This is a genomic window from Ruegeria sp. HKCCA0235A (assembly GCF_013033235.1).
Lineage (GTDB): Bacteria > Pseudomonadota > Alphaproteobacteria > Rhodobacterales > Rhodobacteraceae > Ruegeria.
Genome location: NZ_WQDQ01000013.1, coordinates 16,815 through 40,834, shown reverse-complemented (window position 1 = coordinate 40,834; position 24,020 = coordinate 16,815). Strand labels below are relative to the sequence as shown.

The following is a 24,020-nucleotide window of genomic DNA, read 5'->3' as shown; positions in this document are numbered from 1 at the left end:
GCCCAGAGGGAATGCCATGACCGAACCGACCAGCGCACCGCGTTCATTTCAGGAGATCATCCTGCGGCTTCAGACCTATTGGGCGTCTAAAGGCTGTGCCATTCTACAGCCCTATGACATGGAAGTCGGGGCCGGAACGTTCCATCCCGCGACCACCCTGCGCGCGCTTGGCTCGAAAGCCTGGGCTGCGGCTTACGTTCAACCGTCACGCCGCCCGACGGATGGGCGTTATGGCGAGAACCCGAACCGGTTGCAGCACTACTATCAGTACCAGGTGCTGATCAAACCCAGCCCACCGGATTTGCAGGAGCTGTATCTGGGAAGCCTCGAGGCGATTGGCATCGACATGGACCTGCACGACATCCGTTTTGTCGAAGATGACTGGGAAAGCCCGACGCTCGGCGCGTGGGGTCTGGGTTGGGAAGTCTGGTGTGACGGAATGGAAGTCAGCCAGTTCACCTATTTCCAACAGGTTGGCGGCCATGACTGCGCGCCGGTATCAGGCGAACTGACCTATGGGCTGGAGCGTCTGGCCATGTATGTGCTGGGCATTGATCACGTGATGGACATGCCGTTCAATGACCCCCAGTCGCCGAGTCCTTTGACTTACGGCGATATCTTCAAGCAGACCGAAGAGGAGTATGCCCGCTGGAACTTTGACGTGGCCAACACCGAGGTTCTGCTGCGCCACTTCGAAGAGGCCGAGGCCGAGTGCGCCGCCATTCTGAGCCAGGAGCATGTGGACCCGAAGACGGGCAAACGCATCATCATGGCGCACCCGGCCTATGATCAATGCATCAAGGCCAGTCACATCTTCAACCTGCTGGACGCGCGCGGCGTGATCTCGGTGACCGAACGGCAGGCCTATATCGGGCGCGTCCGGGCGTTGGCCAAACAATGTGCGGATGCGTTCGTGCAGACCGAGGCCGCCGGGTTTCAGGCCTGATGAGGCAATCAGGCCAGCCCGGGCAAAAGCGCCTTGAGCCCGTCTGCGATCATGCTGACGGCAATGGCGGCAAGGATCATACCCATGAAGCGGCTCATGATCACGCGCGCGTTGCTGGACAGGCGTTCAGCCAGCCAGGCGGCGTTCCAGAACGTGATCAGAAGCAGACCGACCACGACAAGAAATACTCCCATAAAAACAAAAGCCTCGACCGTGGTTTTAACCTGATGTGCGTACAGGATCAGGGTGGTTATCGTGCCGGGGCCCACAAGAATGGGAAAGGCCAGCGGGTAAAAGGCTACCGTATCGGTTTCGGGGTAAGCTTCCTTCTCTCCTTTTGTTCCATGATGAGAGGTGCTTTCGTTTCCGTTCAGCATGTTGAGGCCGATCATCATAACGACCAGGCCGCCGGCGACGCGCAGGTGATTGACGCTGATGCCAAAAAGGCCAAGCGCCTGACTTCCGACCAGCGCAAAGGCACCGCCAAGGATCAGGCAATAGATCACCGTCTTCACCGCAATCTTGCGCTGGTCGGCGGCAGGCAGGTCCTGAGTGACGCTCAGAAACACCGGCAGGTTGGAAACCGGGTTCATGATGGCAAACAATGCGCCGAAAAAACCGACAGCAAGCGTGGATTCCATGGTGTTGACCTCATTGATGCCTGTACCCGGACGAAACCTGTCCTATTTTACAAGAACTTGAAAGAGGCAGCCTGAAACATGACGGGAAAACTGCTGGCAATTGTTCTGTTGTTGTCGGCCTTGGTGGCCGGGGCCGGAATGTATTATTTGCAGATTTACGGTTTCTACTATGAGGTCGAACCGCAGCCCGGCCAGGACGTGGTCCTGATGACGGACCAAAGCGATGCGCCTGTCCCAATCACCTATTCGGACTTTCAGGCGATCGATGCAGACAGTTCTCCGATCCGCTACCGAGGCTGTTTTGAAACGGATCTGAAGCCGGATCAGATGGCCGAGTTTATTGCTGTTGAAAACCCCGAACCCTTGACCGCGCCTGGTTGGTTTGACTGTTACGACGCCGTTTTGCTGGGCGATGCGCTGAAATCGGGGCAGGCGCAGGCGTTTTTGAGTGAGAAGAACATCCATTTCGGCGTCGACCGGATCGTGGCGATTACAAGGGATGGCAAGGGATATGTCTGGCACGCGTTGAACAACTGCGGTGAAAAAGCCTATGACGGTACGGTGGTGGGTGAGGAGTGCCCGAAACGCCCTGAAAACTGAGGAAAACCATGGCTGACGCCGTTTTGATCCCGGACTTCATTACTGCAACTCTGGGGTTTGCGGTGTATTTGTTGGGCGCCCGGATCAACAGCAAAGTCGCAGTTCTGAGGCAGTTCAATATTCCTGAACCGGTCACGGGCGGCCTTTTGGCTTCGCTCGTGGTTTTGCTTCTGTATCTCTTTGCCAATGTAGAACTGTCATTCGAGTTGCAGACCCGGGACGCTCTGTTGGTTCTGTTCTTTGCCGGGATCGGACTGAACGCGCGGCTTTCTGACTTGATTGCCGGTGGTAAGCCTTTGTTGATCCTTCTGATTTTGACGCTTGTCACGATTGTTGCGCAGAACGTTATCGGCGCGGCAGGGGCTTCCTTGTTTGGCTATCCGGCGCAAGCTGGCGTTCTGTTCGGTTCGGCCGCGTTGATTGGTGGACACGGAACCGCAATCGCATGGGCACCCGAAGTTGCCAGCGCAACGGGTCTGGACGGTGCAACCGAACTTGGCGTTGCCGTGGCGACGCTCGGACTGGTGCTTGCTGCGCTGGTGGGGGGCCCCATCGCCCGTCTTCTGGTGGAAACACGAGGTCTGTCGCCGGACCGACCTGACGAAGAACATACGGTCGGACTGCCGGAAGAAACGACCGCAGCCACCGAAATTGACCATGTGACAATCATGCGCGTGCTGCTGCATCTGAACCTTGCCATCATTCTGGGATATGCGCTGGGCGAGGCGATTTCGGCTGCGGGGCTGAAACTGCCGCTGTTTGTGCCCTGTCTGATCATGGGCATCGTGATTTCGAATGTCCGAGCGGCCATCGCTCCGACCGCGCCGCCGGTTGCACGGACACCGTCGCTGGCATTGCTGTCTGAATTTGCGCTTGGGGCCTTTCTGGCAATGTCACTGATGAGCTTGCAGTTGTGGACCATCGCGGAACTGGGTGTGGCGATTGCCGTGATCATGACGGCGCAAACGGTGTTTACGGTCGTCTTCGTGATTTGGGTACTGTTTCCCCTGATGGGCTCGAATTATCGCGGAGCGGTGCTGGCAGCGGGCTTCGGAGGCTTTGCCCTGGGCGCCACACCCACGGCGATTGCAAATATGACGGCAGTAACCAAGCGATATGGGCCGTCGCCTATTGCCTTTATCGTGCTGCCCCTTGTATCCGCCTTCTTTGTGGATATCGCCAATGCCATCGTCATTCAGACGATTGTGAACTTCTAAGGACCGACTATGCCCGACCTGCTGATCGAACTGTTTTCCGAAGAAATTCCTGCGCGGATGCAAACCCGTGCCGGTGAGGATCTGAAAAAGCGGATTACCGATGGTCTGGTCGAGGCCGGTTTGACCTATTCAAACGCGGCCGCACTGACCACACCGCGCCGCCTGACACTGGCGGTGGAAAGTCTGCTGGCGCAAAGCCCGACAATCCGGGAAGAGCGCAAAGGGCCCAAGGTTGGCGCGCCGGACAAGGCGATCGAAGGGTTCCTGCGGGGCGCGGGCCTGACCCGCGACCAACTGGAAGAGCGTGAGACACCCAAGGGCGCTGTCTATTTCGCCACCATAGAGAAACCGGGCCGCCCGGCCGCCGAGATCATTGCCGAAGTGCTGGAAGCCACCATTCGCAATTTCCCATGGCCCAAATCCATGCGTTGGGGCAGTGGCAGTCTGCGGTGGGTGCGTCCGTTGCATTCCATTCTGTGCATCTTGTCGGATGAATCAGGGGCGCAGGTTGTTCCGATGCAGGTCGATGGCATTCGTTCCGGTGACACCACGGCCGGTCATCGTTTCATGGCCCCCAACCGGTTCTCGGTTACGTCTTTCGAGGACTATGCTGCCAAGCTGAAACGCGCATTCGTTTTGCTGTCACAGGATGAACGTGCCGAACACATCTGGAATGATGCGCAGAACATGGCTTTTGCCGCCGGTCTGGAAATCGTCGAAGACAAGGGACTGTTGGCCGAGGTTGCCGGGCTGGTGGAATGGCCTGTGGTGTTGATGGGGATAATCGACGAGGAATTCCTCGAATTGCCGCCCGAGGTGTTGCAGACCTCGATGAAAGAACATCAGAAGTTCTTTTCGGTGAAGAACCCCAAGACAGGTCGGATCGAACGGTTCATCACCGTCGCCAACCGTGAAACCGCCGATAATGGCGCAACCATTCTGGCGGGGAACCAAAAAGTGCTGTCGGCACGTCTGGCCGATGCCAAGTTCTTCTGGGAAAACGACCTGCGCGTCGCCAAAACGGACATCGCCCAATGGACCCGCGCGCTGGAGAACGTGACCTTCCACAACAAGCTGGGCACTCAGGCCCAACGTATCGAGCGCATCGCCGCGCTGGCCCGCGAACTGGCCCCGGTGACGGGCACCGACCCGGATCAGGCCGAGAAAGCCGCGCGCCTGGCCAAGGCCGATCTGAGTTCCGAGATGGTCTATGAATTCCCCGAACTTCAGGGGCTCATGGGGCGGTATTACATCGAAGCCGCCGGCGAGGATGCCGCGGTGGCAGCTGTGGCGCAAGAACACTACTCGCCGCTGGGGCCGTCGGATGATGTGCCTGCGGCACCTCTGTCGGTCGCCGTGGCGCTTGCGGACAAACTTGATACGCTGGCCGGGTTCTGGGCGATCGATGAAAAGCCCACCGGGTCGAAGGACCCGTTCGCGCTGCGTCGCGCGGCCTTGGGGGTGATCCGGTTGATCTTGAACAATGATCTACGGCTGAAGCTCGACCGTTTCTTCGACGCGCAACTCGTTCGGGCCGAAGCGGCTTCGAACGAAGCCTTGCACGACGGGCATGTCGCAGAGCTGTTGGATGAGATTGCCGACCACGGTGTTTTCGGAGCAGCGTTCCGTACGGTGAAGGAGAAGCTTGCGGGCGACAAGGCCGGGACGCACCAAATGACGGACTTTCTGCATCTTGAACGGAAGGTACCCGATACGTCAGATGACCTTTTGTCCTTCTTCCACGACCGCCTCAAGGTCTTCCTCCGTGACGAGGGCATCCGCCACGACATCATCGATGCCTGCATCGCGATGGAGGGGAATGACGACCTCAACCTGCTGGTCAAACGCGCCCGCGCCCTGAATGCAGTGATCGCGACTGAAGATGGCGAGAACCTCGTGCAGGGGTTCAAGCGGGCCAACAACATCCTGACCCAGGCCGAGGAAAAGGACGGCGTGGAATACTCTTACGGTGCGGATGTGAAATTCGCCGAGACCGACAGCGAGAAGGCGCTTTTCGCGGCTTTGGATGGGGCGCAGACGCAAATCGACGTGGCCCTGAAATCCGAAGACTTCCCAACTGCAATGGCGGCGATGGCCGCGCTGCGCGGGCCGGTGGATGCGTTCTTTGAGGACGTACAGGTCAACACCGACAATGACGTGATCCGTCGTAACCGGTTGAACCTGCTCAGTCAGATCAGGCAGGTTTGTTCCAGCGTGGCCGATCTGTCGCGGATCGAAGGTTAAAACCTCGGGCACGCAGTGATGCGTGCCCACAACGCCCTTGCACGAAGGGCGCAAGCGCTTATGCTGCACTCAAATCAAAAGGTGCTGCAGTGCAGAATAATCCGCATACCACGCTCATTACATCCGATGCTCCGGTCACGGCCCATACCCATGGCGGGCGGGCCAAGTGTCTGCAACGGCTGGTCCGACTGGACCTGCCGGTGCCCCGGACCGTCGCCTTGTCGTTTGATGCGGTCCATCAGATTGCGGAAGGCGACGTTCCGAACCTTGACGCGATCCTTGAGCAATTCGATCCGGCGACCTTGCTGTGCGTCCGACCAAGTTCTGAAGATCCCGACTGGGGTGGGCCCGGTGCGGTTCTGAACATTGGCATGAATGATGCACGCTATGTGGACCTGTCCGATACCATGGGGGCGGAGGCCGCCGCTGCGCTGTATCTCAGGTTCGTTCAAAGCTATGCGATCCACGTGGCGCGGCTGGACGCGGATGTGTTTGATGACATCGACATGGATGGCAGCGAAGGCTTGCGCCATTCCCTGCGCGCTTACGAAGATGAAACGGACGAAGCCTTCCCGCAGGATCGGGGTGAGCAGTTGATCGGGGTTTTACGCTCGATGGCCCGTGCATGGGACGGGACATCCGCCCGGCTGCTGCGGCAGGCCAAGGGTGCCCCGGCAGATGCCGGTCTTGGGCTTGTCATTCAAGAGATGATCCCGGGCGTCGGGCAGGGTGAGTGCGGATCAGGCGTGCTTCAACTGGTCGACTCGACCACCGGAATGCCGCAGATCACGGGGCGCTACCTGAGCCAGAGCCAGGGCCGGGATGCGCTGGGCGAAGATGTGGCGGCGCTGTTTCTTGAGAAAGACCCGCGAGGACCGTCGCTTGAAGAAGTCGCGCCCAAAGCCTTTGCCGAGTTGAAAGAACAAGCCGCGCTGATGCGCGAAAAACTGCGCGAAGAAATGCAGGTCGAGTTCGTCATTCAAAACGGCAAAGTGCACATTCTGGATGGCGTCCGGGTTCAGAGAACGTCGCGCGCAGCGATGCGGATCGCCGTTCGTCTGGCTGAGGACGGGATCATACCGCCGCAAGAGGCGGTGATGCGTGTGGACCCCCACGCGCTGAATGAACTTTTGCACCGGCAGGTCCATCCGGAAGCGCGGCGTGATGTTCTGACAACGGCCATCGGTGCCAGCCCGGGCGCCTCAACCGGAAAGATCGTGTTTACGTCGGCAGAAGCGCAGGCCAGTGCCGCGCGCGGAGAGGCCTGCGTTCTGGTCCGCCGCGAAACCTCGCCCGAGGATGTGCGCGGGATGCATGCCGCCGTGGCGGTTCTGACGGAAAAGGGCGGCATGACCAGCCACGCCGCCGTGATTGGTCGTGGACTTGGCCTGCCGTGTATCGTTGGTGCCTCAGACATGCGGTTCCAGACCAAAAAGAAGATGCTGACCGCGCCCGATGGCCGTGTTTTCAAAACCGGTGATATTCTGACAATCGATGGCAGTTCCGGTCAGGTGCTGGCAGGGCAGCCAGCCATGCTTGAGGCCGCGTTGGATGATTGTTTTCAGACATTGATGGCCTGGGCCGATGCCGAGCGTGATATTGACATCCGCGCCAATGCCGACACGCCGGCCGATGCGCAGACGGCGCGCAATTTTCAGGCTCAGGGGATCGGCCTGTGCCGGACGGAACATATGTTCTTTGAACCCGGTCGCCTGATCGTGATGCGCGAGATGATTTTTGCGCAAACGTCCTCGGGCAGGGCGGCTGTGCTGGAACGTTTGCTTCCGATGCAACGCGAAGACTTTGTTCAACTGTTCAGAATCATGGAAGGGCAGCCTGTTTGCATTCGCCTGTTCGACCCGCCCTTGCACGAGTTCCTGCCCACCACGCGCAGCGGTCAACGGGAATTGGCCGAGGCGCTGGATTTGCCGGTTTCCGATGTCGAACGCCGGGTCAATGCGATGACTGAATACAACCCGATGCTGGGTTTGCGCGGCGTTCGTCTGGGCGTAACGGTGCCGGAAATCTATGACATGCAAGCGCGCGCGATTTTCGAAGCCACGCTTGATGCCAGAAAGAACGGCGCCCCGGTCGTGCCCGAAGTGATGATCCCGCTGGTCTCTGCGAAACGAGAGGTCGAACTGGTCAAGTCCCGCATCGATTCGGTGGCGGCCGCGGTCGCGTCAGAACGAGGGCAGGAATTTGAATATCGGCTGGGTGTGATGGTTGAAACCCCGCGTGCCTGTCTGCGCGCAGAAGAGATCGCCCCGCAGACCGCGTTCATGAGTTTCGGGACCAATGACCTGACGCAGATGACCTATGGTCTGTCCCGCGACGATGCCGGCCGTTTCATGTCCGCTTATGTTCGCCAGGGTGTCTTCGGCGAAGATCCGTTCCACGTTCTTGATCCGGATGGGGTCGGGGAATTGCTGAAGCTGGGAGCCGAGCGGGGACGAGCCGCAAAACCGGATGTAACCCTGTCCGTTTGCGGAGAACACGGCGGAAACCCCGAATCAATCGCCATTTGCAGGGATCTGGGGTTCGACTATGTTTCGTGTTCGCCGTTCCGGGTTCCTGTCGCTCGGCTGGCTGCCGCTCAACTGGCGATTTCCTCCAGACTTGGGGGTTGACAGGGGCTGAAAACCCAAGGATTAGTGGGTTGTCAGAATACTCGCAGGCGAAATTTATCTTCGCTGCGGGCAAGATTCCACTTGCATTTTCCGAATGACTGGACCTTTGCGCTCGATTGCGTTAGATGCCTCGTCGCGCCCGCCGGGGGAGGGTATGGCGCGTGAAGTGCCTGTGCGAGGTTATCTGATGCTACGTTACATAATGGCTGTTGCCACAATGGCGGCAACCGTGCTGCCGAGTGCGTCCTTCGCCGAGAGGGAAGCAATTGATACTGCAAAGAAAGAACTTGTCGCCCGCAGCGAATTGCCGGCGCAAAGCTTTCGCGACTATTTCAAACTGTTCCAGCCGCGCAAGGCGGCCAAACCTGTTGAAGTAACATACTCCAAGGATTGGCTTGACCAACAGCCCAAGGCGACCGGTGACGAAAACTGGAAGTGCCTGTCCGAGGCGCTGTACTTCGAAGCGCGAGGCGAAAGCGTGCGTGGTCAGTTTGCGGTGGCCGAGGTCATTCTGAACCGGGTCAAAAGCAGCCGCTTTCCAAGCTCACTGTGTGGTGTGATCCGCCAGGGCACCGGCAAGAAATACCAGTGCCAGTTCACCTATACATGTGACGGTCGCAAAGAGGTCATCCACGAGAAGAAAGCCTATGAGCGCGTGTCCAAGGTCGCTCGGGCGGCCATTGATGGTATCGGCCATGAGCTGACCGAAGGGGCGACCCATTACCACACGACCGCGGTTCGGCCATCTTGGTCGCGGGTCTATAAACAGACTGCGCGGATCGGTGTGCACATTTTCTACCGCCACAACTATCGGACAGCGAGCAACTGATTGACGCACCCGCGCTGGAAGCTTGATGGCGCGTGGCAGGTCGCAGTCTATATTACGGGCCAGGAGGCCCGTAATGCTTTTCACCCGACGACACATTCTGAAAACAGCCGCCGCAGTCGCCATTTTGCCAGTCGCGGCCGAGGCTGGTTATCCGCCGCTCAAGGCGCGTCTGAGCCGACAGCGCGTTGCGTCCGATGGGTTTCCTGACACGACGGTCTGGAGTTACGGTGACACAGTCCCCGGTACGATCATAAAGGTCGATCAGGGCGCACGCGTTCAGCGCAAGCTGGTGAATGACCTTCCCCAACCCACATCGGTGCATTGGCACGGAATACGCATCGATAACACCATGGATGGTGTGCCCGGCCTGACGCAGGATGTTGTCGAACCGGGCGGCACTTTTGACTATGATTTCGTTGTCCCGGATGCGGGCACCTATTGGTACCACGCGCACAACCAGTCGATGGAACAAGTTGCCCGCGGGCTTTACGGGCCGCTGATCGTTGCAGAGGCCACGGCACCGGATGTCGATCAGGATCTGGTGCTGATTTTGGATGATTGGCGGTTGAACCCTGAGACCGCGCAGATAACGGATGATTTCGACAATGGCCATGATCTGAGCCATGCAGGTCGGATTGGGAACATCCTGACCGTCAACGGATCATTCGATCCCGCGTTTGCGGTACGCAGAAACGAGCGAATGCGACTTCGATTGGTCAACGCGTCCAATGCCCGGATATTTGATCTGGATCTTGATGGTCTTTCGGGGTGGATCGTCGCCTTGGATGGAATGCCCGTGGAAACACCGCTGCGGCTGTCGGGCTCTTTCCCGCTAGCACCTGCGCAGCGTGCGGATCTGATTGTGGATGTCGTCACCGAGGGCGAAACGGCAAGCCTGGTCAGCGTCGAAAGAGATGGTTCCTTTGGGCTGGCACGGTTCGAGGTTGGTGGAAACGCTGCCGGGGCGCACAGGCACGGCGTGTCAGCATTGCCGTCTAACCCTTTGCCTGAGATCGGAAATCTTCAAAATGCCAGAACGCACCGGATGGTTCTGCAAGGTGGCGCAATGCGCTGGCTGGAAAGCGCCCGGCTGGGTGAAACGGAACTGTCAGGCCGCGAGCTGGCGCAGTTGGGCAAATTCTGGGCACTGAACGGTTACGCCGAGCGCCCCGAAGATCCGTTTCTGGATGCGGCCGTCGGTAGTTTGCACAGGATCGAGTTCGTGAATGAAACCGCATTTCCGCACGCAATGCATCTGCACGGGCATCACTTCCGGCTGATCATGGACGATGGCTCTCTGGGCCCCTGGCGTGATACCGTTCTGGTCGGGCGGGGACAGGCGCGCCAAATCGCATTGGTCGCGGACAATCCCGGCAACTGGTTGCTGCATTGTCATATGCTTGGGCATGCTGCTTCGGGGATGATGAGCTGGTTTCGGGTCTCGTGACGCCGCATTCGGCGGTTGGAATGGCGCTTGTTTGAATGCTATAGGCCCTCGCGACGCCTATAGTAGGCAAACTATGCAACGAGCCCGAAAAGGCCTGACCCATGAGTTCTGAAATCCGTCTGGCATTCGCACACCCGTCCGAACGGTCCGAGGCGACGTCTCCTCGGGGGCCGTTGGATCGTATCTCGTTGCGCGACCATATCGTCGAAGTCGAAATTGGCGCCTTCCAGGCCGAGCGGGGAACAACCCAGCGGATCTGCTTCAACATCGTGGTCGAAGTCCGGCCTCTGACGGACCCGATTGATGATGATGTGGATCGCATCCTTTCATATGACCGCGTAACGGAATCCATCGCCTATGAGCTGGCAGCCGAGCGCCTGAACCTGCTTGAGACATTGGCCGAACGCGTTGCGGAACGCATCCTGCTTGAACCTCAGGCTGTAAGAGTCTTTGTTCGCATCGAAAAACTGGATCGGGGCCCGGGTGCGTTGGGGGTTGAGATCGTGCGCGGAAAAGACTCGGTCCATCATGAGGTCGCCGAAGAAGAACGCCCGCATCCCCGCCTTGTCTTCCTGTCGAATGACGCCATCGCCTCGGAAAACCTGAAGGGTTGGATCGATCAGTTGGAGAACCGCCAGCGCCCGCTGATCCTGTGTGTCGGGGCGTCCGACCTGGCCGCTCCGCAAACGGGTCATGCGATGACGCAACGCCGAATTGACTTGTTGGCAATTGAACAGAATGCCTGGGTTCTGGCGGCACGGGACCATCGCTGTGTGGTGGTCTCAACGCGGACCGAATTGGATTGGGCGATGAAGAATGGCCAGATCTGTGTCTGGGCCCCATCCAAGATCGTTCTGGATGCCGTTGACGGCCCGTCTGCCGCCCCGTCGGATGCCGTGGCACTGGCTGCATGGTTCGCGGCGACCTTTGAAGCGAGCGAAATGATGGTGATCGGCGGCGCATTGCCGACGGAACCCAAAACGCCCTTGCGCGCTGTTGCGGTGGATCAGGCCCAGCTGTGAGAACCTATTTCAGACCACTGACCCAGCATGGAGCGACCCGTCCCACAGGCGCTGTGCCGCTGGCGGGCCAACCCCTTTGGTTCACCCATGTCGAAGCGCTGCGGCGCGGGTTCGAACCCGAAATCGTCGCGGCCTCGGACGTTCCGCCAGATCACCTGAGCCGTTTGAGCCAATCGCGGGCTGACGTGGCGGGCCTTGATATGCAGCTGCCTCATATCATGGGGATTCTGAATGCCACGCCGGACAGTTTCTCGGATGGCGGTGTTCACAGCTCGGTAGATGCTGCTCGCGTGGCTGCGGTGAATATGGTGGCGCATGGTGCCACGATTCTGGATATCGGCGGAGAGTCCACCCGTCCGGGTGCGGATTTTGTCCCGGCCGGGGAAGAGATCGCGCGAACCCGCCCGTTGATCGAAGCGATCCGGTCGGAAACAGGCGCTTTGATTTCCATCGATACACGAAAGGTCGATGTCGCCAAGGCTGCCTGCGCGGCCGGGGCAGGGTTGGTCAACGATGTCTCGGGCTTCACCTTCGATCCGGCGTTGGCACCGTTCTGTGCCGCGCATGGAGTGCCTGTCTGTGTCATGCACATGCAGGGTGATCCGGCGACGATGCAGATCAATCCGCAATACGACAACGTATTGCTGGATGTTTACGATTTTCTCGAAGGCCAGATCGCGTTGCTGGAACGTCTTGGCCTGAGCCGCGATCAGATCGTTGTGGATCCCGGGATCGGGTTTGGGAAGACCGAGGATCACAACCTGACCCTTCTGCGCAATCTCAGCCTGTTCCACGGCTTGGGCTGCCCGATCCTGTTGGGCGTGTCGCGCAAGGGCTTTATTGGTACCATCGGAAAAGAGCCTTGCAAGACTGCCCGCGCGCCGGGATCAATCGCGGTGGCTCTGGCAGGATTGTCTCAGGGCGTGCAGATCATCCGCGTTCATGACGTGGCCGAGACCTCTCAGGCCTTGCGCCTATGGGCTGCTGTCCGGTAATCCGGTCGCACGGCAAATCACGGAGTGACACCTATGCGCAAGCTGTTCGGAACCGACGGGGTGCGGGGCACCGCCAACACGCATCCGATGACGGCAGAGATGGCGTTGTGCATCGGGGCCGCTGTCGGGCGGTATTTCCGACGAGACGCGACAGGAGTGCACCGGGTTGTCATCGGCAAGGATACGCGTTTGTCCGGCTATATGCTGGAAAACGCGCTGACGGCCGGTTTGACGTCCACTGGAATGAACGTGCTGCTGCTGGGGCCCGTTCCGACACCCGCCGTTGGCCTCATGACGCGGTCCATGAGGGCTGATCTGGGCGTCATGATCTCGGCCAGCCACAACCCTGCCGAAGACAACGGAATCAAGTTCTTTGGGCCGGACGGCTATAAACTGTCCGATCAGGCCGAGGTCGAGATCGAAAGGCTGATCGACGAAGGCGTCAGACCCGCCCAGGCGCAGAATATCGGCCGGGCGCGCCGGGTTGACGACGCACGGTTTCGCTATGGCGAACGTGTGAAGTCGTCGTTGCCGCGGAACGTCAGTCTGGATGGTTTGAAGGTGGTGATCGATTGTGCGAACGGCGCAGCCCACCGCACCGCGCCAGAAGTTCTGTGGGAGCTGGGCGCAGAAGTGATCCCCGTGGGAATCGCGCCCAACGGCAAGAACATCAATCTCAACTGCGGATCGACCAAGCCACAACTGGCCGCAGAAACCGTTGTCGCGCATGGCGCCGACGTGGGCATATGTCTGGACGGCGACGCGGACAGGGTGGTTGTCGTCGACGAAACCGGCCAGGTGGCTGACGGCGATCAGCTTATGGCTTTGCTGGCGACGGCATGGAAGAAATCGGGCCAGTTGAAGGGCGACGCCCTAGTCGCGACCGTCATGTCCAACCTGGGCCTGGAACGCCATCTGACAGCGCAGGGTTTGCGTCTGGAGCGAACGGCCGTCGGTGATCGCTACGTGGTCGAACGGATGCGTGAAGGTGGGTTCAACCTTGGTGGGGAACAGTCCGGCCATATCGTGATGAGCGATTACGCCACCACCGGTGATGGGTTGATGGCAGGGCTGCATTTCCTGGCGGAAATGGTTCTGTCGGGGCGCAAGGCATCTGATCTGTCCAAGCAGTTCGAAACCGTTCCGCAGTTGCTGAAGAATGTGCGCTATTCCAGCGATCAAACACCGTTGGAGGTTCAAAGTGTTCAGGCGGCCATCGCCGATGCCGAGGCGCGGCTGAACGGGCAGGGCCGGTTGTTGATCCGCAAATCCGGGACCGAGCCTCTGATCCGCGTGATGGCTGAATGCGAAGACGATGGGTTGCTGACCCAAGTTGTCGACAGCATCGTGGCAGAGGTCGAAGCCGCCACAAGCTAGTGCCCGAACAGAACCTTGCGCAGGCTGAACCATTGACTGATGGCCATGCCTGTCAGGATCAGCGCAAGGGCGATGAAAAAGCGCAGGGGCAGGGCCTCGGACAGAATCCAGGCGCCGAATACCATTGACCAGATGGGTACCTGATAGTTCACCAGTGTCAGAAACACGGAACCTGCGCTGCGGGTGATGGACACGCGCAGCAGGGTGGCGAACGCCGTTGGCACCAAGCCCAGCACGATCAGAGCAAGTGTGGGGCGCGTGCCTTGCCATTTGGGCAAGCCTTCGGTCATCAGCATGATTGGCACCAACAACGCAGCCCCAACCAGCAGGGTCAGCGCAGCAAGCGCCAACGGGTCGACAGGCGGACAGCGACGGGTCAAAACCGACGAAGACGCATAGCACAATGCGGCAGTGATACAGGCCAATTGGGCTAGGGGTTCGGCCCCTTGGCCAAGCTGTGCCAGACCGGGGCCGATCAATGCCAAAGCTCCCGAGAAGCCCAAACACACGCCCAGCAGGCGACGTAGATTGAGCGGCTCATCAGAAAAGAAATGCGCAAGTGGCAATACCATCAGCGGAATGGCGGCCATGGACAGCCCCGCAAAGGCTGATGGCACGAATTGCTGCCCCCAGCTGAGCAGCATGAAGGGTACGGCAGTAGACAGCACGCCGATAAGGACAATCGAAACACTCAGCGCCGGCGTCAGAACCGGCAGCTTGCGACCGGTCGCCCTCATCATCAGCAACAGGGTAACTGCGCCCAGCGTAGTTCGTGAGGTGGCAACGGTGATTGGGCCATACCCTTCAAGTGCCATGGCAACGACCATGAAGGTCGCGCCCCAGATCAGGCCAAGCGTGAAGACGCCGCTCCAGTCCTGTTTTGTCGGCTGTTGAACCATTGATTGTCCTGTCGGAACGCGCGGGTGCGCCAGAAATTAAACCTGACCGGCTGTTTATGTGCCTTGCCGAACCTTTGTTCAAACGAAAAGGGCGGCCACGCGGGCCGCCCTGTGACAGGCTTCCGCCCTTCTTAGTTCTTTTCTTTGTCGACCATCTTTCCGGCCGAGATCCACGGCATCATGCCGCGCAGCTTGGCGCCGGTTTCCTCGATCATATGCTCGTCATTGGCACGGCGCGCCGCTTTGATGGTCGGCTGGCCAACGGCGTTTTCCAGCATGAAGTCACGAACGAATTTACCCTGCTGGATGTCGTTCAGGACCTCTTTCATACGCGCTTTGGTCTCGTCGTATTTCAGGATACGCGGTCCGGTGACGTACTGGCCGTACTCGGCGGTGTTCGAGATCGAATAATCCATGTTGGCGATGCCGCCTTCATAGATCAGGTCAACGATCAGTTTCACTTCGTGCAGGCACTCGAAATAGGCCATTTCAGGGGCGTAACCGGCTTCGACCAGAGTTTCAAAGCCGCAGCGGATCAGTTCGACCAGACCGCCGCACAGAACCGCCTGTTCGCCGAACAGGTCGGTTTCACATTCTTCCCGGAAGTTAGTTTCGATGATGCCCGAGCGGCCGCCACCGATGGCCGAGCAGTAGGACAGGCCGATTTCCAGCGCCTTGCCGGTTGCATCGTTGTGGACAGCGACCAGGCAGGGCACGCCGCCGCCTTTGGTGTATTCGCCGCGCACGGTGTGGCCGGGGCCCTTGGGGGCCATCATGATGACGTCGACGCCTTCTTTCGGCTCGATCAGGCCGAAATGGACGTTCAGGCCGTGGGCGAATGCAATCGCGGCACCCGGCTTGATGTTGTCGTGGACGTATTTTTTGTAGGTTTCGGCCTGAAGCTCGTCGGGCATGGTGAACATGATCACGTCACACCAGGCGGCCGCCTCGGCGATGCCCATGACTTCCAGGCCCTCGGCTTCGGCTTTCTTGGCCGAAGGCGAACCTTCGCGCAGGGCGATGACCAGGTTCTTTGCGCCTGAATCGCGCAGGTTCAGCGCGTGCGCGTGACCTTGCGAGCCATAGCCCAGGATAGCCACTTTCTTGTCTTTGATCAGGTTGATATCGCAATCGCGATCGTAATAGACGCGCATTTCGCCGGTCCTTTCTGGTTTGATTGCGGCGGTTGTATCTGCCCGTTCGCGCAATGGCGATAGGGTTGGGCTTGAGTATTTGCGAAAAAGATGAAGAATAATTCGCGATAATCGGAGAATGTGAAAAAATCATGCTTGATGATATTGATCGGCGTATTCTGCGCCACTTTCAAGCAGACCCGAGCCTGACAACAGCGGAACTGGCCGATCTTTGCCGGATCAGTGCGGGCGTCTGCTGGCGGCGAATCGAAAAGATGCAGGCCGCAGGGATCATCGAAGGGCAGGAGGCCGTGATAGACTGGGCCGCGATGGGATATGCCGTCGAGGTTTCGCTTCGCATCACGCTCGACAAGACGCAGGCCCGAGCTTTCGACGATTTCACGCAGGCGGCGCGTGACGTGGCAGAGGTGATCGAAATCCAGACCTTTCTGGGTCGTGTCGATGTTCGTCTTTCCGTCATTGCAAGAGATATGAAGCACTATCAGCAGCTTTATCGCGACCGGATTCTGACCCTGCCGCATATTGCTGATATCGAAGCCCTTATGCACATCGCGCGGGTCAAGCGGGACGAGGTGCTGCCGGTATGATCGAGCTGGATGAGATTGATCGCCGTCTTCTTCGCGCGCTGCAACAGGATGCCACGCAAAGTGCCGGAGCATTGGGGCGCCGGTTCGGATTATCCCAACCCGCCACCTGGCGTCGCATTCGCCGGCTGGAGGACGCAGGAATAATCAAGGGCCGTCGGCTGCGTCTGAATGCCGAAGCGCTGGGGTTCGGTGTGACAGTCTTTCTGGGCATCAAGCTGGGGCGCAAGGGCCAAGTCAGTCTTGAAGATTTTGAGCGCGCTGTCAGTGCCGTTCCCGAGGTGCAGACCGTCGAGCACGTGCTGGGGCTGTATGATTATCGACTGCGTGTCGTGGCCCGGGACCTGGCCGATTTCGAACGTGTTTTGCGGCGCCGGATCATGACTCTGCCGGGTGCAGGCGACGTCGAGGCCAACGTTCTGCTGAGCGAAGAACGTCTGCCCGGTCCCATTGGCTGAACAGTGTCAGTACTTGGTGCGGATGCAATAGCCCGGATGATGCGTCATACGCGCAAAGGTAAGCGGCCTGTCTTCTTTCCAGGTGGTGCGCTCCATTTGAATCATGGATGTTCCCGCCGTGGTGCCCATGAATTCTGCCAGTCGCGCATCTGCGGAAATGGCACAGAAAGCGACCTCGGCATCGGTGAAAGGTGCGGCCGTCAACAGCCATTCATGTGGCCCCTGTTCGAACAGGTCCGCGTCCTCCACATCAGGTACGGCCTCGATGTTGATCCATCGTTCTTCCATCTGAAAGGGCCGATTGTCCGCATAGTGCATACAGATTACATGTAGAACACGCGCATCCGGTGCCACGTTGATCTGCGAGGAAAGCCATCCTGGGCTGGTGACGACATTCCTTTCAACAAGCGCATAACGATAGTTTGCATTCTGGCTTTCGACCACTTGCCGCGCCAGTGACAATTCGAGTTTGGCGTGTTTGCTGGGCTCTTTCTTGACACGTGTGCCGCTCTTGCGTTTGCGCTCGACAAAGCCCTGGTCGGCCAGTTCTCTCAAGGCTCTGTTCACAGTGGCCCGGGCGCAATTGAACTCCTCTGCCAGCTGGGTCTCTGTCGGCAAAAGCGATCCTTGTGGCCAGACACGGCTTTCAATGCGTCGTTTTACTTCGTCTCGAACGAACTGGAAGCTAATCCGCTTTTGTATCGTCACGGGTGAATCTATCCCTTCAAGTATAAAGTGTGCGCATCTGTTCAGAAGCAAGTAGAAGTGTAAAGGGGAAGTGACACTGGTTGGCGTCATTTTCGTGCTTTCACGAATTTAGCGAAAAAAAATTAAGTGTTTGTTAAGCTTTACGTTGGGTCAAATTTTTGCCGCGAAGGGGCTTTACCCGAACTGACAAAGCGGACAAGACTTCGAAAACGCTTTGGAGAGGATGCGCCATGCCAGGCTTGCTGGAAACCGTTGACCCGAACGGGCTCGAAGAATTCTCGGTCGTATTTACCGACCGCTCGCTGAACCATATGTCGCAGAAGTTTCAGCAGGTGATGCGCGACATTTCCGATATGTTGAAGGGCGTGTACAACGCGGATGGCGTCGCCGTTGTTCCCGGCGGTGGAACCTATGCCATGGAAGCGGTCGCCCGACAGTTCGCGCGCGGCGCAGATGTGCTGGTGGTTCGCAATGGATGGTTCTCGTACCGGTGGAGCCAGATCATTGAAAGCGGGTCTCTGAACAACTCGACCACGGTCATGAAGGCGCGCGAGACCGGCAATTCCAGCCCATCGCCTTTTGCGCCTGCTCCGATCGAAGAGGTCGTCGCCGCGATTCGCGAACAAAAGCCCGGTGTTGTTTTTGCTCCGCATGTTGAAACGTCGGCGGGGGTTATTCTGCCGGATGACTATGTGACCGCGCTGGCAAGCGCGGCGCATGAGGCGGGTGCGTTGATGGTGTTGGATTGCATTGCGTCGGGTTGCGCCTGGGTGGACATGAAAGCCACCGGTGTCGATGTTCTGATCTCGGCGCCGCAGAAAGGGTGGAGCGCCTCGCCATGTGCCGGTCTGGTCATGTTGTCTGAACGCGGAGAGGCACGTCTGGAGCAGACCAGTTCCGACAGTTTCGCCCTTGATCTGGAGAAATGGCGGCAGATCATGCAAGCCTATGAAAACGGCGGCCACGCCTACCACGCCACGATGCCGACCGATGCGTTGCTGGCCTTCCGCGACACCATGGCAGAGACTCGTGAATACGGGTTCGAAAAGTTGCGTGCGGCGCAGTGGGCGCTGGGTGACGGTGTGCGATCGATGCTCAAGGACAAGGGTGTCGTTTCGGTTGCGGCCGACGGTTTCGGCGCGCCCGGAGTTGTGGTCAGCTACACCTCGGATCCCGAAATCCAGAACGGCAAGAAATTTGCGGCACTTGGCATGCAGATTGCCGCGGGTGTTCCGTTGCAATGTGATGAGCCCGAAGGGTTCAGCACGTTCCGGTTGGGTCTGTTCGGGCTTGACAAGCTGTACGACGTGGACGGCACCATCGCGCGTTTGAAACGGGTGCTGGATCAGGTTCTGTAAGCGGACCGGGCCTTAGCGAACGCCAAGGCCCATCTGCATCAAAGTCTTGCGCACTGGTGGCAGGGAATAGAGCGCGCTCAGCCCCATCGCCCGTGCATCTCGCAGCGGCCGCGTCTCAATCATCGAGGCGCGGTTCAGCAGATCAATGCCTTTGACGCGCATCTCGATCTCGGTGTGACGGGCCTTGTGATAGGCACCCAGCATCTGCTCGTCTCCCAGACCTTCGGGCCGGGCCTGTGCCAAATCCAGCAGGCAACGCAGGTCGCCCAGAGACATGTTCAATCCTTGTGCCCCGATGGGAGGCACCACATGCGCCGCCTCGGCCATCAGCGCGATGCGTTCACCCGCCAGCCGTTCCGCCGATTGGCTGATGATGGGCCAGATCGTTCTGCGGGATGCCAATTTCAGCGGGCCGAACAACCCGCAGGATCGAGAGGTCATGGCGGCCTCGAATGCCTCGGGTTTCAGGTTCAGGAGTTCAACGGCCTTCGGTCCGCGTTCCATCCAGACGATGGCGGACGAGGGCTGCCCGTTCCAGTCCGGCAGAGGCACCAGCGTGAATGGCCCCCCGGATCTGTGAATCTCGGTCGAGACATTCTCGTGTGGAATGGGGTGCGTCACCGCAAATGCCAGCGCCTTTTGCCCATATCGTGTTGTGTGCACCTTGATGCCGGCTGCTTCGCGCATTGGCGAGTTGCGACCATCGGCAGCAAGCACAAGCTTGCACCGGACGCGGCTGCCATCACTCAGGCTCACGCGGGCCTCGGCGGTTCGGGTGAACAGGCTGGTGGTCGCGGTGCCGGGACGGAAATCGACATTTGGCAACTCGGCCAGTCGTGCCACCATTTCACGGCGCAACAGCCAGTTGGGCAGGTTCCAGCCGAAAGGTTGTTCGGAGATGTCGGCCGCGTTGAAGTCGCGGACGACGCGTGGCTCGGGCAAGTCGCCCCCGGCGTCAACGATCCGCATGACTTGCAACGGAGCCGCCTGTGCATCCAGTCTTGCCCACAGACCGCATTGTTCCAGCAGGCCGCGCGCAGGCTGCAAGAAAGCCGTGGTGCGGAGGTCTGAACCGTCCACGTCCCGCTCGGTGATTGGAGGGCTCGGATCAACGCTGATCACTTCAAAACCTGCTGTTCCGAATACCGCCGCAGCGGTCAGGCCGGCGATCCCGCCACCGGAAATCAGGATGTCACAGCTGTCGGACATGGCGCCTCTCATCATTTTGGGCAGAACCTAGTTCGGATCTGCCCCGAGTGCCAAGTGACATCCTGTCCCGTATTTCAGCCCCGTGAAATCAGGATGAGGATAAGAAACATCAGCGGCACCATCATAAGGGCAGGGATGTAGAGGCCGGGAAGGCCGAACAACATGATGGAACAGCCCCACATGCTGAAAATCGCAGCAGTGGTGTAATACAAGTCTTCTGCCTTGGCGTTGACCGCGTCGCGCGCCAGCCATCCAAAGACGGGAATTGCAAAGAAAATGCGCTGCCAAATCGGCAGGCGCAGCGGCATGTCAATCGCGCTCATCGGGGTCTCCATCTGTTCGTCGCTGACGCGCATATAGGTATGCAGATGCAGGTGCGGAACGTGCAGATCGTCGCACTGTGACAGGCTATCGCAGGCGGGCCAAAAACGCGGTCAGATCGTCCGTATGGTGATGAATGTGATCGGCTTCATGCGGGTCAGGGGCAACATGCACCGTACGCATTCCCATCTCGTGCGGGGCCGCAAGATTGCGTGGGTCATCTTCGAACATGGCCGCCATTTCGGTCTGGAGGCCATCCTTTTCAAAGATCGCTTCGAAGGCAGCTTTTTCCGGCTTTGGTCGATACCCTGCGTGTTCGACACCGTAAATCGCGTCGAACAGGCCTGTCAGGCCGCGTGCCTCAAGGACTCGTTCCGCGTAGGGCGCGCTGCCGTTGGTGTAGACGATCCGCCGGCCGGGAAGGGCGCGGATGTGATCGGCCAGCTCCGCATCCGGGTCCATGTGGCTCATGTCAACCTGATGTACCGCGTGCAGGTAGGGGTCGGGGTCCAGATCATGTTCGGCCATCAACCCAGCCAGCGTGGTCCCGTATTCCCGCCAGTAATGCGCGCGCAGCCGGTCGGCTTCGGCCCGGTCAACACCGATGGTTTGCACGACATAATCCGTCATCAGAACTTCTATCTGATCGAACAGCCGCATATGCGGTGGGTACAGGGTGTTGTCCAGATCGAACACCCATTGTGTGACATGACTAAACGAAGGTTTGACCATGGCTTGGGTTTAGGGCGCAGTCGGTCGGTTTTCAATGCTGTACTTGATCGCCGCCCCCTGTCACGGCTAGACATGTCCGAACGAGGAGACAAACGATCCCATGAGCCAGACCCGATCCCCGACCAAGGACGCCTACAGCCTTATCCTGGAAGCCATCGATGTGGGCGTCTACAAGCCCGGTGATCGGTTGGTCGAAAGCGAACTGGCAGACCGTTTCGGAGTGTCACGCACCCCGATCCGCGAAGCGTTGCAACGTTTGGAAACCCAGTCTCTGCTGGAACGGGACGGGCGGTCGTTAATCGTCGCATCCCTGGATCACAACCAGATGGCCGAGCTTTACATCGTGCGCCGGGAACTTGAGGGGCTGGCTGCGCGCCTTGCCGCAAAACACGCCACCGAAGAAGAAATCAAGGTTCTTCAGGACATGGTCGTCGAAGATGACAAGCTGATCGATGACCCAACGGCCTTGTCGCGCGCCAACCGACGGTTTCACGAACAGATTCATCTGGCGTCACACAACCGCTATCTGGTTCAGCAGCTTGATCTGGTTCACCGGACGATGGCCCTGATGGCGACCACTTCGCTGGCAGTTCAGGGGCGTGGTGAGATTGCGCAAAGTGAGCATAAGGGAATCGTCGATGCCATCGCAGCCCGAGACGAGGAGGCTGCAGGGCAGGCGTTGAAGGAACATATTTCGGTCGCCTTCATGACGCGTCTGAAACAGGATGCCAGTCGTCGCGACAAATGAACGTCAGGTCAGCGGAACGTCTTCGCTGGCCTGCCCGTGTTGGGTTTTGTCCCAAAAAAACGGATTTGTCGCCAGTTCCCAAAGGGCTTTGTAGCCGGCAACCACCCCCAGAGGGAAATACAAACACATCGTCGGGACCCACGGCAGCAAAAACCGCCGTTCACGCGCGGATACAGCGATGATCCCGACGCATATGTTCAGAGCCTCGGTTGCCAGAAACAGCCAGATCAGCGCCGTCGTGATCTGCTGCGGCAGGATCTGCTCCATCGGATTGGGTATGCCCAGGGCGTATAACCAGAAAATCCATAGAACAGGGGCCAGCAGGAACTGACCCAGAGTGCCCAGAAAGAATGCCTGTAGGCCGATAAACTTGGCCGCACCCAAATCAGCATACAGTTTCCGCGGGTCCCGCATGTGCACAAGATAGGTGACCATGAACCCCTTGAGCCAGCGTGAGCGTTGCTTCACCCACGGCCAGGCTCGGAAATTCGCCTCTTCAAAGGTGGCGGTGTCCACCGTCTCGGTCCGGTAACCCGCCCGGCAAAGCCGCACGCCCAAATCGGCATCTTCAGTGACATTGTGGGCGTCCCAGCCGCCCAGTTCCAACAGCTTTTCGCGGCGGAAAAAGAACGTCGTTCCCCCAAGCGGGACGACCAGCCCCATACGTGCGATGCCCGGCAGGATTACGCGAAACCAGCTATTGTATTCGATGGTAAAACAGCGTGACCGCCAGTTCGTGCGGGGGTTGTAGTAATCCAAAACACCTTGCAGGCAAACCACCTCGGGCGAAGCTTGGGTGAAATGCGCAACCACACGTTCAATCTGATCCGGCTGTGGTGCGTCTTCGGCATCCCAAACGCCAACGATGTCACCGCGGCAAAAGTCCAGCGCGTAATTCATGGCGCGCGGTTTGGTGGTCAACCCGTTCAGTTCGGGGACTTCAACAACACGCATCCAACTGGGCAGAGCCACTCGCGCAAGGGCGTCGCGCGTCACGTCATCCGTCGCCTCAAGCACGAGAATGACGTCCAGCAGCGCTTTGGGATAGGTCAGCCTTTGAAGCCGTTGCACCAGAGCACTCGCGATTTCTCGCTCCTTGTACAACGGCACCATGATGGACACGCAGGGGTGACGCAGCGCGATCGCCGCCTCTGTTGGCTCGGTCGGCTTTTTCATGCGGTCGCTGAGACAGGCCAGGGCGCCCATTATCCGAAAGGCTGCAAAAAGAACCAAACTACCTACGGCCGCGCCCAACAAAACCATCAATCCAATCGAGGGGAACAGGGCGAAAAGACACAGCACACCCAGCGTTGTTGCTGATGATACGAGCCGGGACCCGGCGGTCCAGTTGCGGCAGCTTTGTGCCGCGTTCACACGGGTTTCGGCCGCTTTTGCGAGTGTCTGCGAGAAGTGCTGTGCAATAACCCTGTCGATCTGATGAGAATCCGCAAGAACCGGCAGGATGGAATAGTCGCAATCCTGCATCTCGGCTGCCACGGTTGCAAAACGGTCGGGCCGGGCAGTGGCGACCAAAAGCAACGGGCCGATGCGCATCCAGGGAATGACATTGTGCTCAAGCCAGAAATCTACCGGCTTCAGGTTGCACAATCCGGGCATCGTTGGAATTTGTTCGAGGTCCGCGATCTGCCACCCGAACTGCGTGGACAGAGCTTTCAGAACGTCCTGCCTGGTGGCATACCCCTCGCCAACCAGAATCTCGCCAAGCGGCGCTTTCTGCCTGGTCTGCAAGCTCAACGCATGGTCCAGTTGCGAGCACGTGATGACATTGGCTTCCAGCAGGCAAGTGCCCAGCGGTTTGCGAAATCCGGGCGCCGGGATCGGGGACGCGTTTGTAAAATCCTGAAGGTTAAGTTCAACCATTAAAAAACCCTGGCACAGTT

At 58.9% G+C, this 24,020-nt stretch carries 22 protein-coding genes; 14 read left to right on the top strand and 8 right to left on the bottom strand.

The window, feature by feature from the left end; translation table 11 throughout:
* The first annotated feature begins 16 nt into the window (after positions 1 to 16).
* Positions 17 to 946 (top strand): glycine--tRNA ligase subunit alpha, encoded by a 930-nt coding sequence (locus GOW56_RS18925; protein ID WP_152457612.1) that lies wholly within the window; start codon positions 17 to 19, stop codon positions 944 to 946.
* Positions 947 to 954: 8 nt separating this feature from the next.
* On the opposite strand, the gene GOW56_RS18920 is transcribed toward GOW56_RS18925, so the two are convergent.
* Positions 955 to 1,587 carry a MarC family protein gene (locus GOW56_RS18920; protein WP_171206867.1) on the bottom strand — a complete coding sequence of 211 codons (633 nt, stop codon included), beginning with the start codon at positions 1,585 to 1,587 and terminating at the stop codon, positions 955 to 957.
* A gap of 78 nt (positions 1,588 to 1,665) precedes the next feature.
* Between GOW56_RS18920 and GOW56_RS18915 the strand changes: the two genes are divergently transcribed.
* The 9 genes from GOW56_RS18915 (at position 1,666) to glmM (ending at position 13,948) form a co-directional block, all read left to right on the top strand.
* A complete protein-coding gene (locus GOW56_RS18915; RefSeq protein ID WP_171206866.1) occupies positions 1,666 to 2,187 on the top strand; it encodes a DUF6446 family protein in 522 nt (173 codons plus the stop codon).
* Between the two features lie 8 nt (positions 2,188 to 2,195).
* Positions 2,196 to 3,404, top strand: coding sequence for a sodium/glutamate symporter (gltS, locus tag GOW56_RS18910; RefSeq protein ID WP_171206865.1), 1,209 nt, complete (start codon positions 2,196 to 2,198; stop codon positions 3,402 to 3,404).
* A 9-nt stretch (positions 3,405 to 3,413) separates the two neighbouring features.
* Positions 3,414 to 5,648, top strand: a complete 2,235-nt coding sequence (gene glyS / locus GOW56_RS18905) for a glycine--tRNA ligase subunit beta (RefSeq protein ID WP_171206864.1) — start codon at positions 3,414 to 3,416, stop codon at positions 5,646 to 5,648.
* A gap of 89 nt (positions 5,649 to 5,737) precedes the next feature.
* The gene (locus GOW56_RS18900) at positions 5,738 to 8,278 is read left to right on the top strand and encodes a pyruvate, phosphate dikinase (protein WP_171206863.1); all 2,541 of its coding nucleotides are present in this window, start codon (positions 5,738 to 5,740) and stop codon (positions 8,276 to 8,278) included.
* 154 nt (positions 8,279 to 8,432) lie between these two features.
* Entirely contained in the window at positions 8,433 to 9,107 is a 675-nt protein-coding gene (locus GOW56_RS18895; RefSeq protein WP_253285376.1) for a cell wall hydrolase, read from the top strand.
* Between the two features lie 73 nt (positions 9,108 to 9,180).
* Positions 9,181 to 10,554 (top strand): multicopper oxidase family protein, encoded by a 1,374-nt coding sequence (locus tag GOW56_RS18890; protein ID WP_171206862.1) that lies wholly within the window; start codon positions 9,181 to 9,183, stop codon positions 10,552 to 10,554.
* Between the two features lie 101 nt (positions 10,555 to 10,655).
* Positions 10,656 to 11,576, top strand: a complete 921-nt coding sequence (locus GOW56_RS18885) for a dihydroneopterin aldolase (RefSeq protein ID WP_152457620.1) — start codon at positions 10,656 to 10,658, stop codon at positions 11,574 to 11,576.
* Entirely contained in the window at positions 11,573 to 12,571 is a 999-nt protein-coding gene (gene folP / locus GOW56_RS18880) for a dihydropteroate synthase (protein ID WP_171170630.1), read from the top strand. The genes GOW56_RS18885 and folP overlap by 4 nt, the downstream gene beginning before the upstream one ends.
* Before the next feature lie 33 nt (positions 12,572 to 12,604).
* A complete protein-coding gene (gene glmM, locus GOW56_RS18875) occupies positions 12,605 to 13,948 on the top strand; it encodes a phosphoglucosamine mutase (protein ID WP_171170632.1) in 1,344 nt (447 codons plus the stop codon).
* On the opposite strand, the gene GOW56_RS18870 is transcribed toward glmM, so the two are convergent.
* Positions 13,945 to 14,847: a DMT family transporter gene (locus GOW56_RS18870; RefSeq protein WP_171206861.1), complete on the bottom strand. Its 903-nt coding sequence runs from the start codon at positions 14,845 to 14,847 to the stop codon at positions 13,945 to 13,947. The two genes, glmM and GOW56_RS18870, sit on opposite strands and share 4 nt — an antisense overlap.
* 131 nt (positions 14,848 to 14,978) lie before the next feature.
* Positions 14,979 to 16,001, bottom strand: coding sequence for a ketol-acid reductoisomerase (gene ilvC / locus GOW56_RS18865; RefSeq protein ID WP_171170636.1), 1,023 nt, complete (start codon positions 15,999 to 16,001; stop codon positions 14,979 to 14,981).
* Positions 16,002 to 16,132: 131 nt separating this feature from the next.
* Between ilvC and GOW56_RS18860 the strand changes: the two genes are divergently transcribed.
* Both GOW56_RS18860 and GOW56_RS18855 read left to right on the top strand, forming a co-directional pair.
* Positions 16,133 to 16,588 carry an Lrp/AsnC family transcriptional regulator gene (locus GOW56_RS18860; protein ID WP_171119589.1) on the top strand — a complete coding sequence of 152 codons (456 nt, stop codon included), beginning with the start codon at positions 16,133 to 16,135 and terminating at the stop codon, positions 16,586 to 16,588.
* Entirely contained in the window at positions 16,585 to 17,043 is a 459-nt protein-coding gene (locus GOW56_RS18855; RefSeq protein ID WP_171206860.1) for an Lrp/AsnC family transcriptional regulator, read from the top strand. The genes GOW56_RS18860 and GOW56_RS18855 overlap by 4 nt, the downstream gene beginning before the upstream one ends.
* A gap of 6 nt (positions 17,044 to 17,049) precedes the next feature.
* Here the strand turns inward: GOW56_RS18855 and GOW56_RS18850 are convergent, their stop codons facing one another.
* A complete protein-coding gene (locus GOW56_RS18850) occupies positions 17,050 to 17,751 on the bottom strand; it encodes a GntR family transcriptional regulator (protein ID WP_254705361.1) in 702 nt (233 codons plus the stop codon).
* A gap of 230 nt (positions 17,752 to 17,981) precedes the next feature.
* On the opposite strand from GOW56_RS18850, the gene GOW56_RS18845 reads away from it, so the two are divergent.
* On the top strand, positions 17,982 to 19,109 hold the full coding sequence (locus GOW56_RS18845; protein ID WP_171119592.1) for an aminotransferase class V-fold PLP-dependent enzyme: 1,128 nt from the start codon (positions 17,982 to 17,984) through the stop codon (positions 19,107 to 19,109).
* Between the two features lie 12 nt (positions 19,110 to 19,121).
* Here GOW56_RS18845 and GOW56_RS18840 read toward each other — a convergent pair whose 3' ends face one another.
* The 3 genes from GOW56_RS18840 to GOW56_RS18830 all read right to left on the bottom strand — a co-directional run bounded on the left by GOW56_RS18840 (position 19,122) and on the right by GOW56_RS18830 (position 21,371).
* Entirely contained in the window at positions 19,122 to 20,318 is a 1,197-nt protein-coding gene (locus GOW56_RS18840; RefSeq protein WP_171206859.1) for a UbiH/UbiF family hydroxylase, read from the bottom strand.
* A 74-nt stretch (positions 20,319 to 20,392) separates the two neighbouring features.
* Positions 20,393 to 20,641 carry a hypothetical protein gene (locus tag GOW56_RS18835; protein ID WP_171206858.1) on the bottom strand — a complete coding sequence of 83 codons (249 nt, stop codon included), beginning with the start codon at positions 20,639 to 20,641 and terminating at the stop codon, positions 20,393 to 20,395.
* 85 nt (positions 20,642 to 20,726) lie between these two features.
* Complete coding sequence (locus tag GOW56_RS18830) at positions 20,727 to 21,371, bottom strand: pyrimidine 5'-nucleotidase (RefSeq protein ID WP_171206857.1); 645 nt, start codon at positions 21,369 to 21,371, stop codon at positions 20,727 to 20,729.
* Between the two features lie 100 nt (positions 21,372 to 21,471).
* Here GOW56_RS18830 and GOW56_RS18825 point away from each other — a divergent pair, with 100 nt between their 5' ends.
* Positions 21,472 to 22,119 (top strand): GntR family transcriptional regulator, encoded by a 648-nt coding sequence (locus tag GOW56_RS18825; protein ID WP_171119596.1) that lies wholly within the window; start codon positions 21,472 to 21,474, stop codon positions 22,117 to 22,119.
* A gap of 3 nt (positions 22,120 to 22,122) precedes the next feature.
* Here GOW56_RS18825 and GOW56_RS18820 read toward each other — a convergent pair whose 3' ends face one another.
* Complete coding sequence (locus GOW56_RS18820; protein ID WP_171206856.1) at positions 22,123 to 24,000, bottom strand: glycosyltransferase; 1,878 nt, start codon at positions 23,998 to 24,000, stop codon at positions 22,123 to 22,125.
* Positions 24,001 to 24,020: the final 20 nt, after the last annotated feature.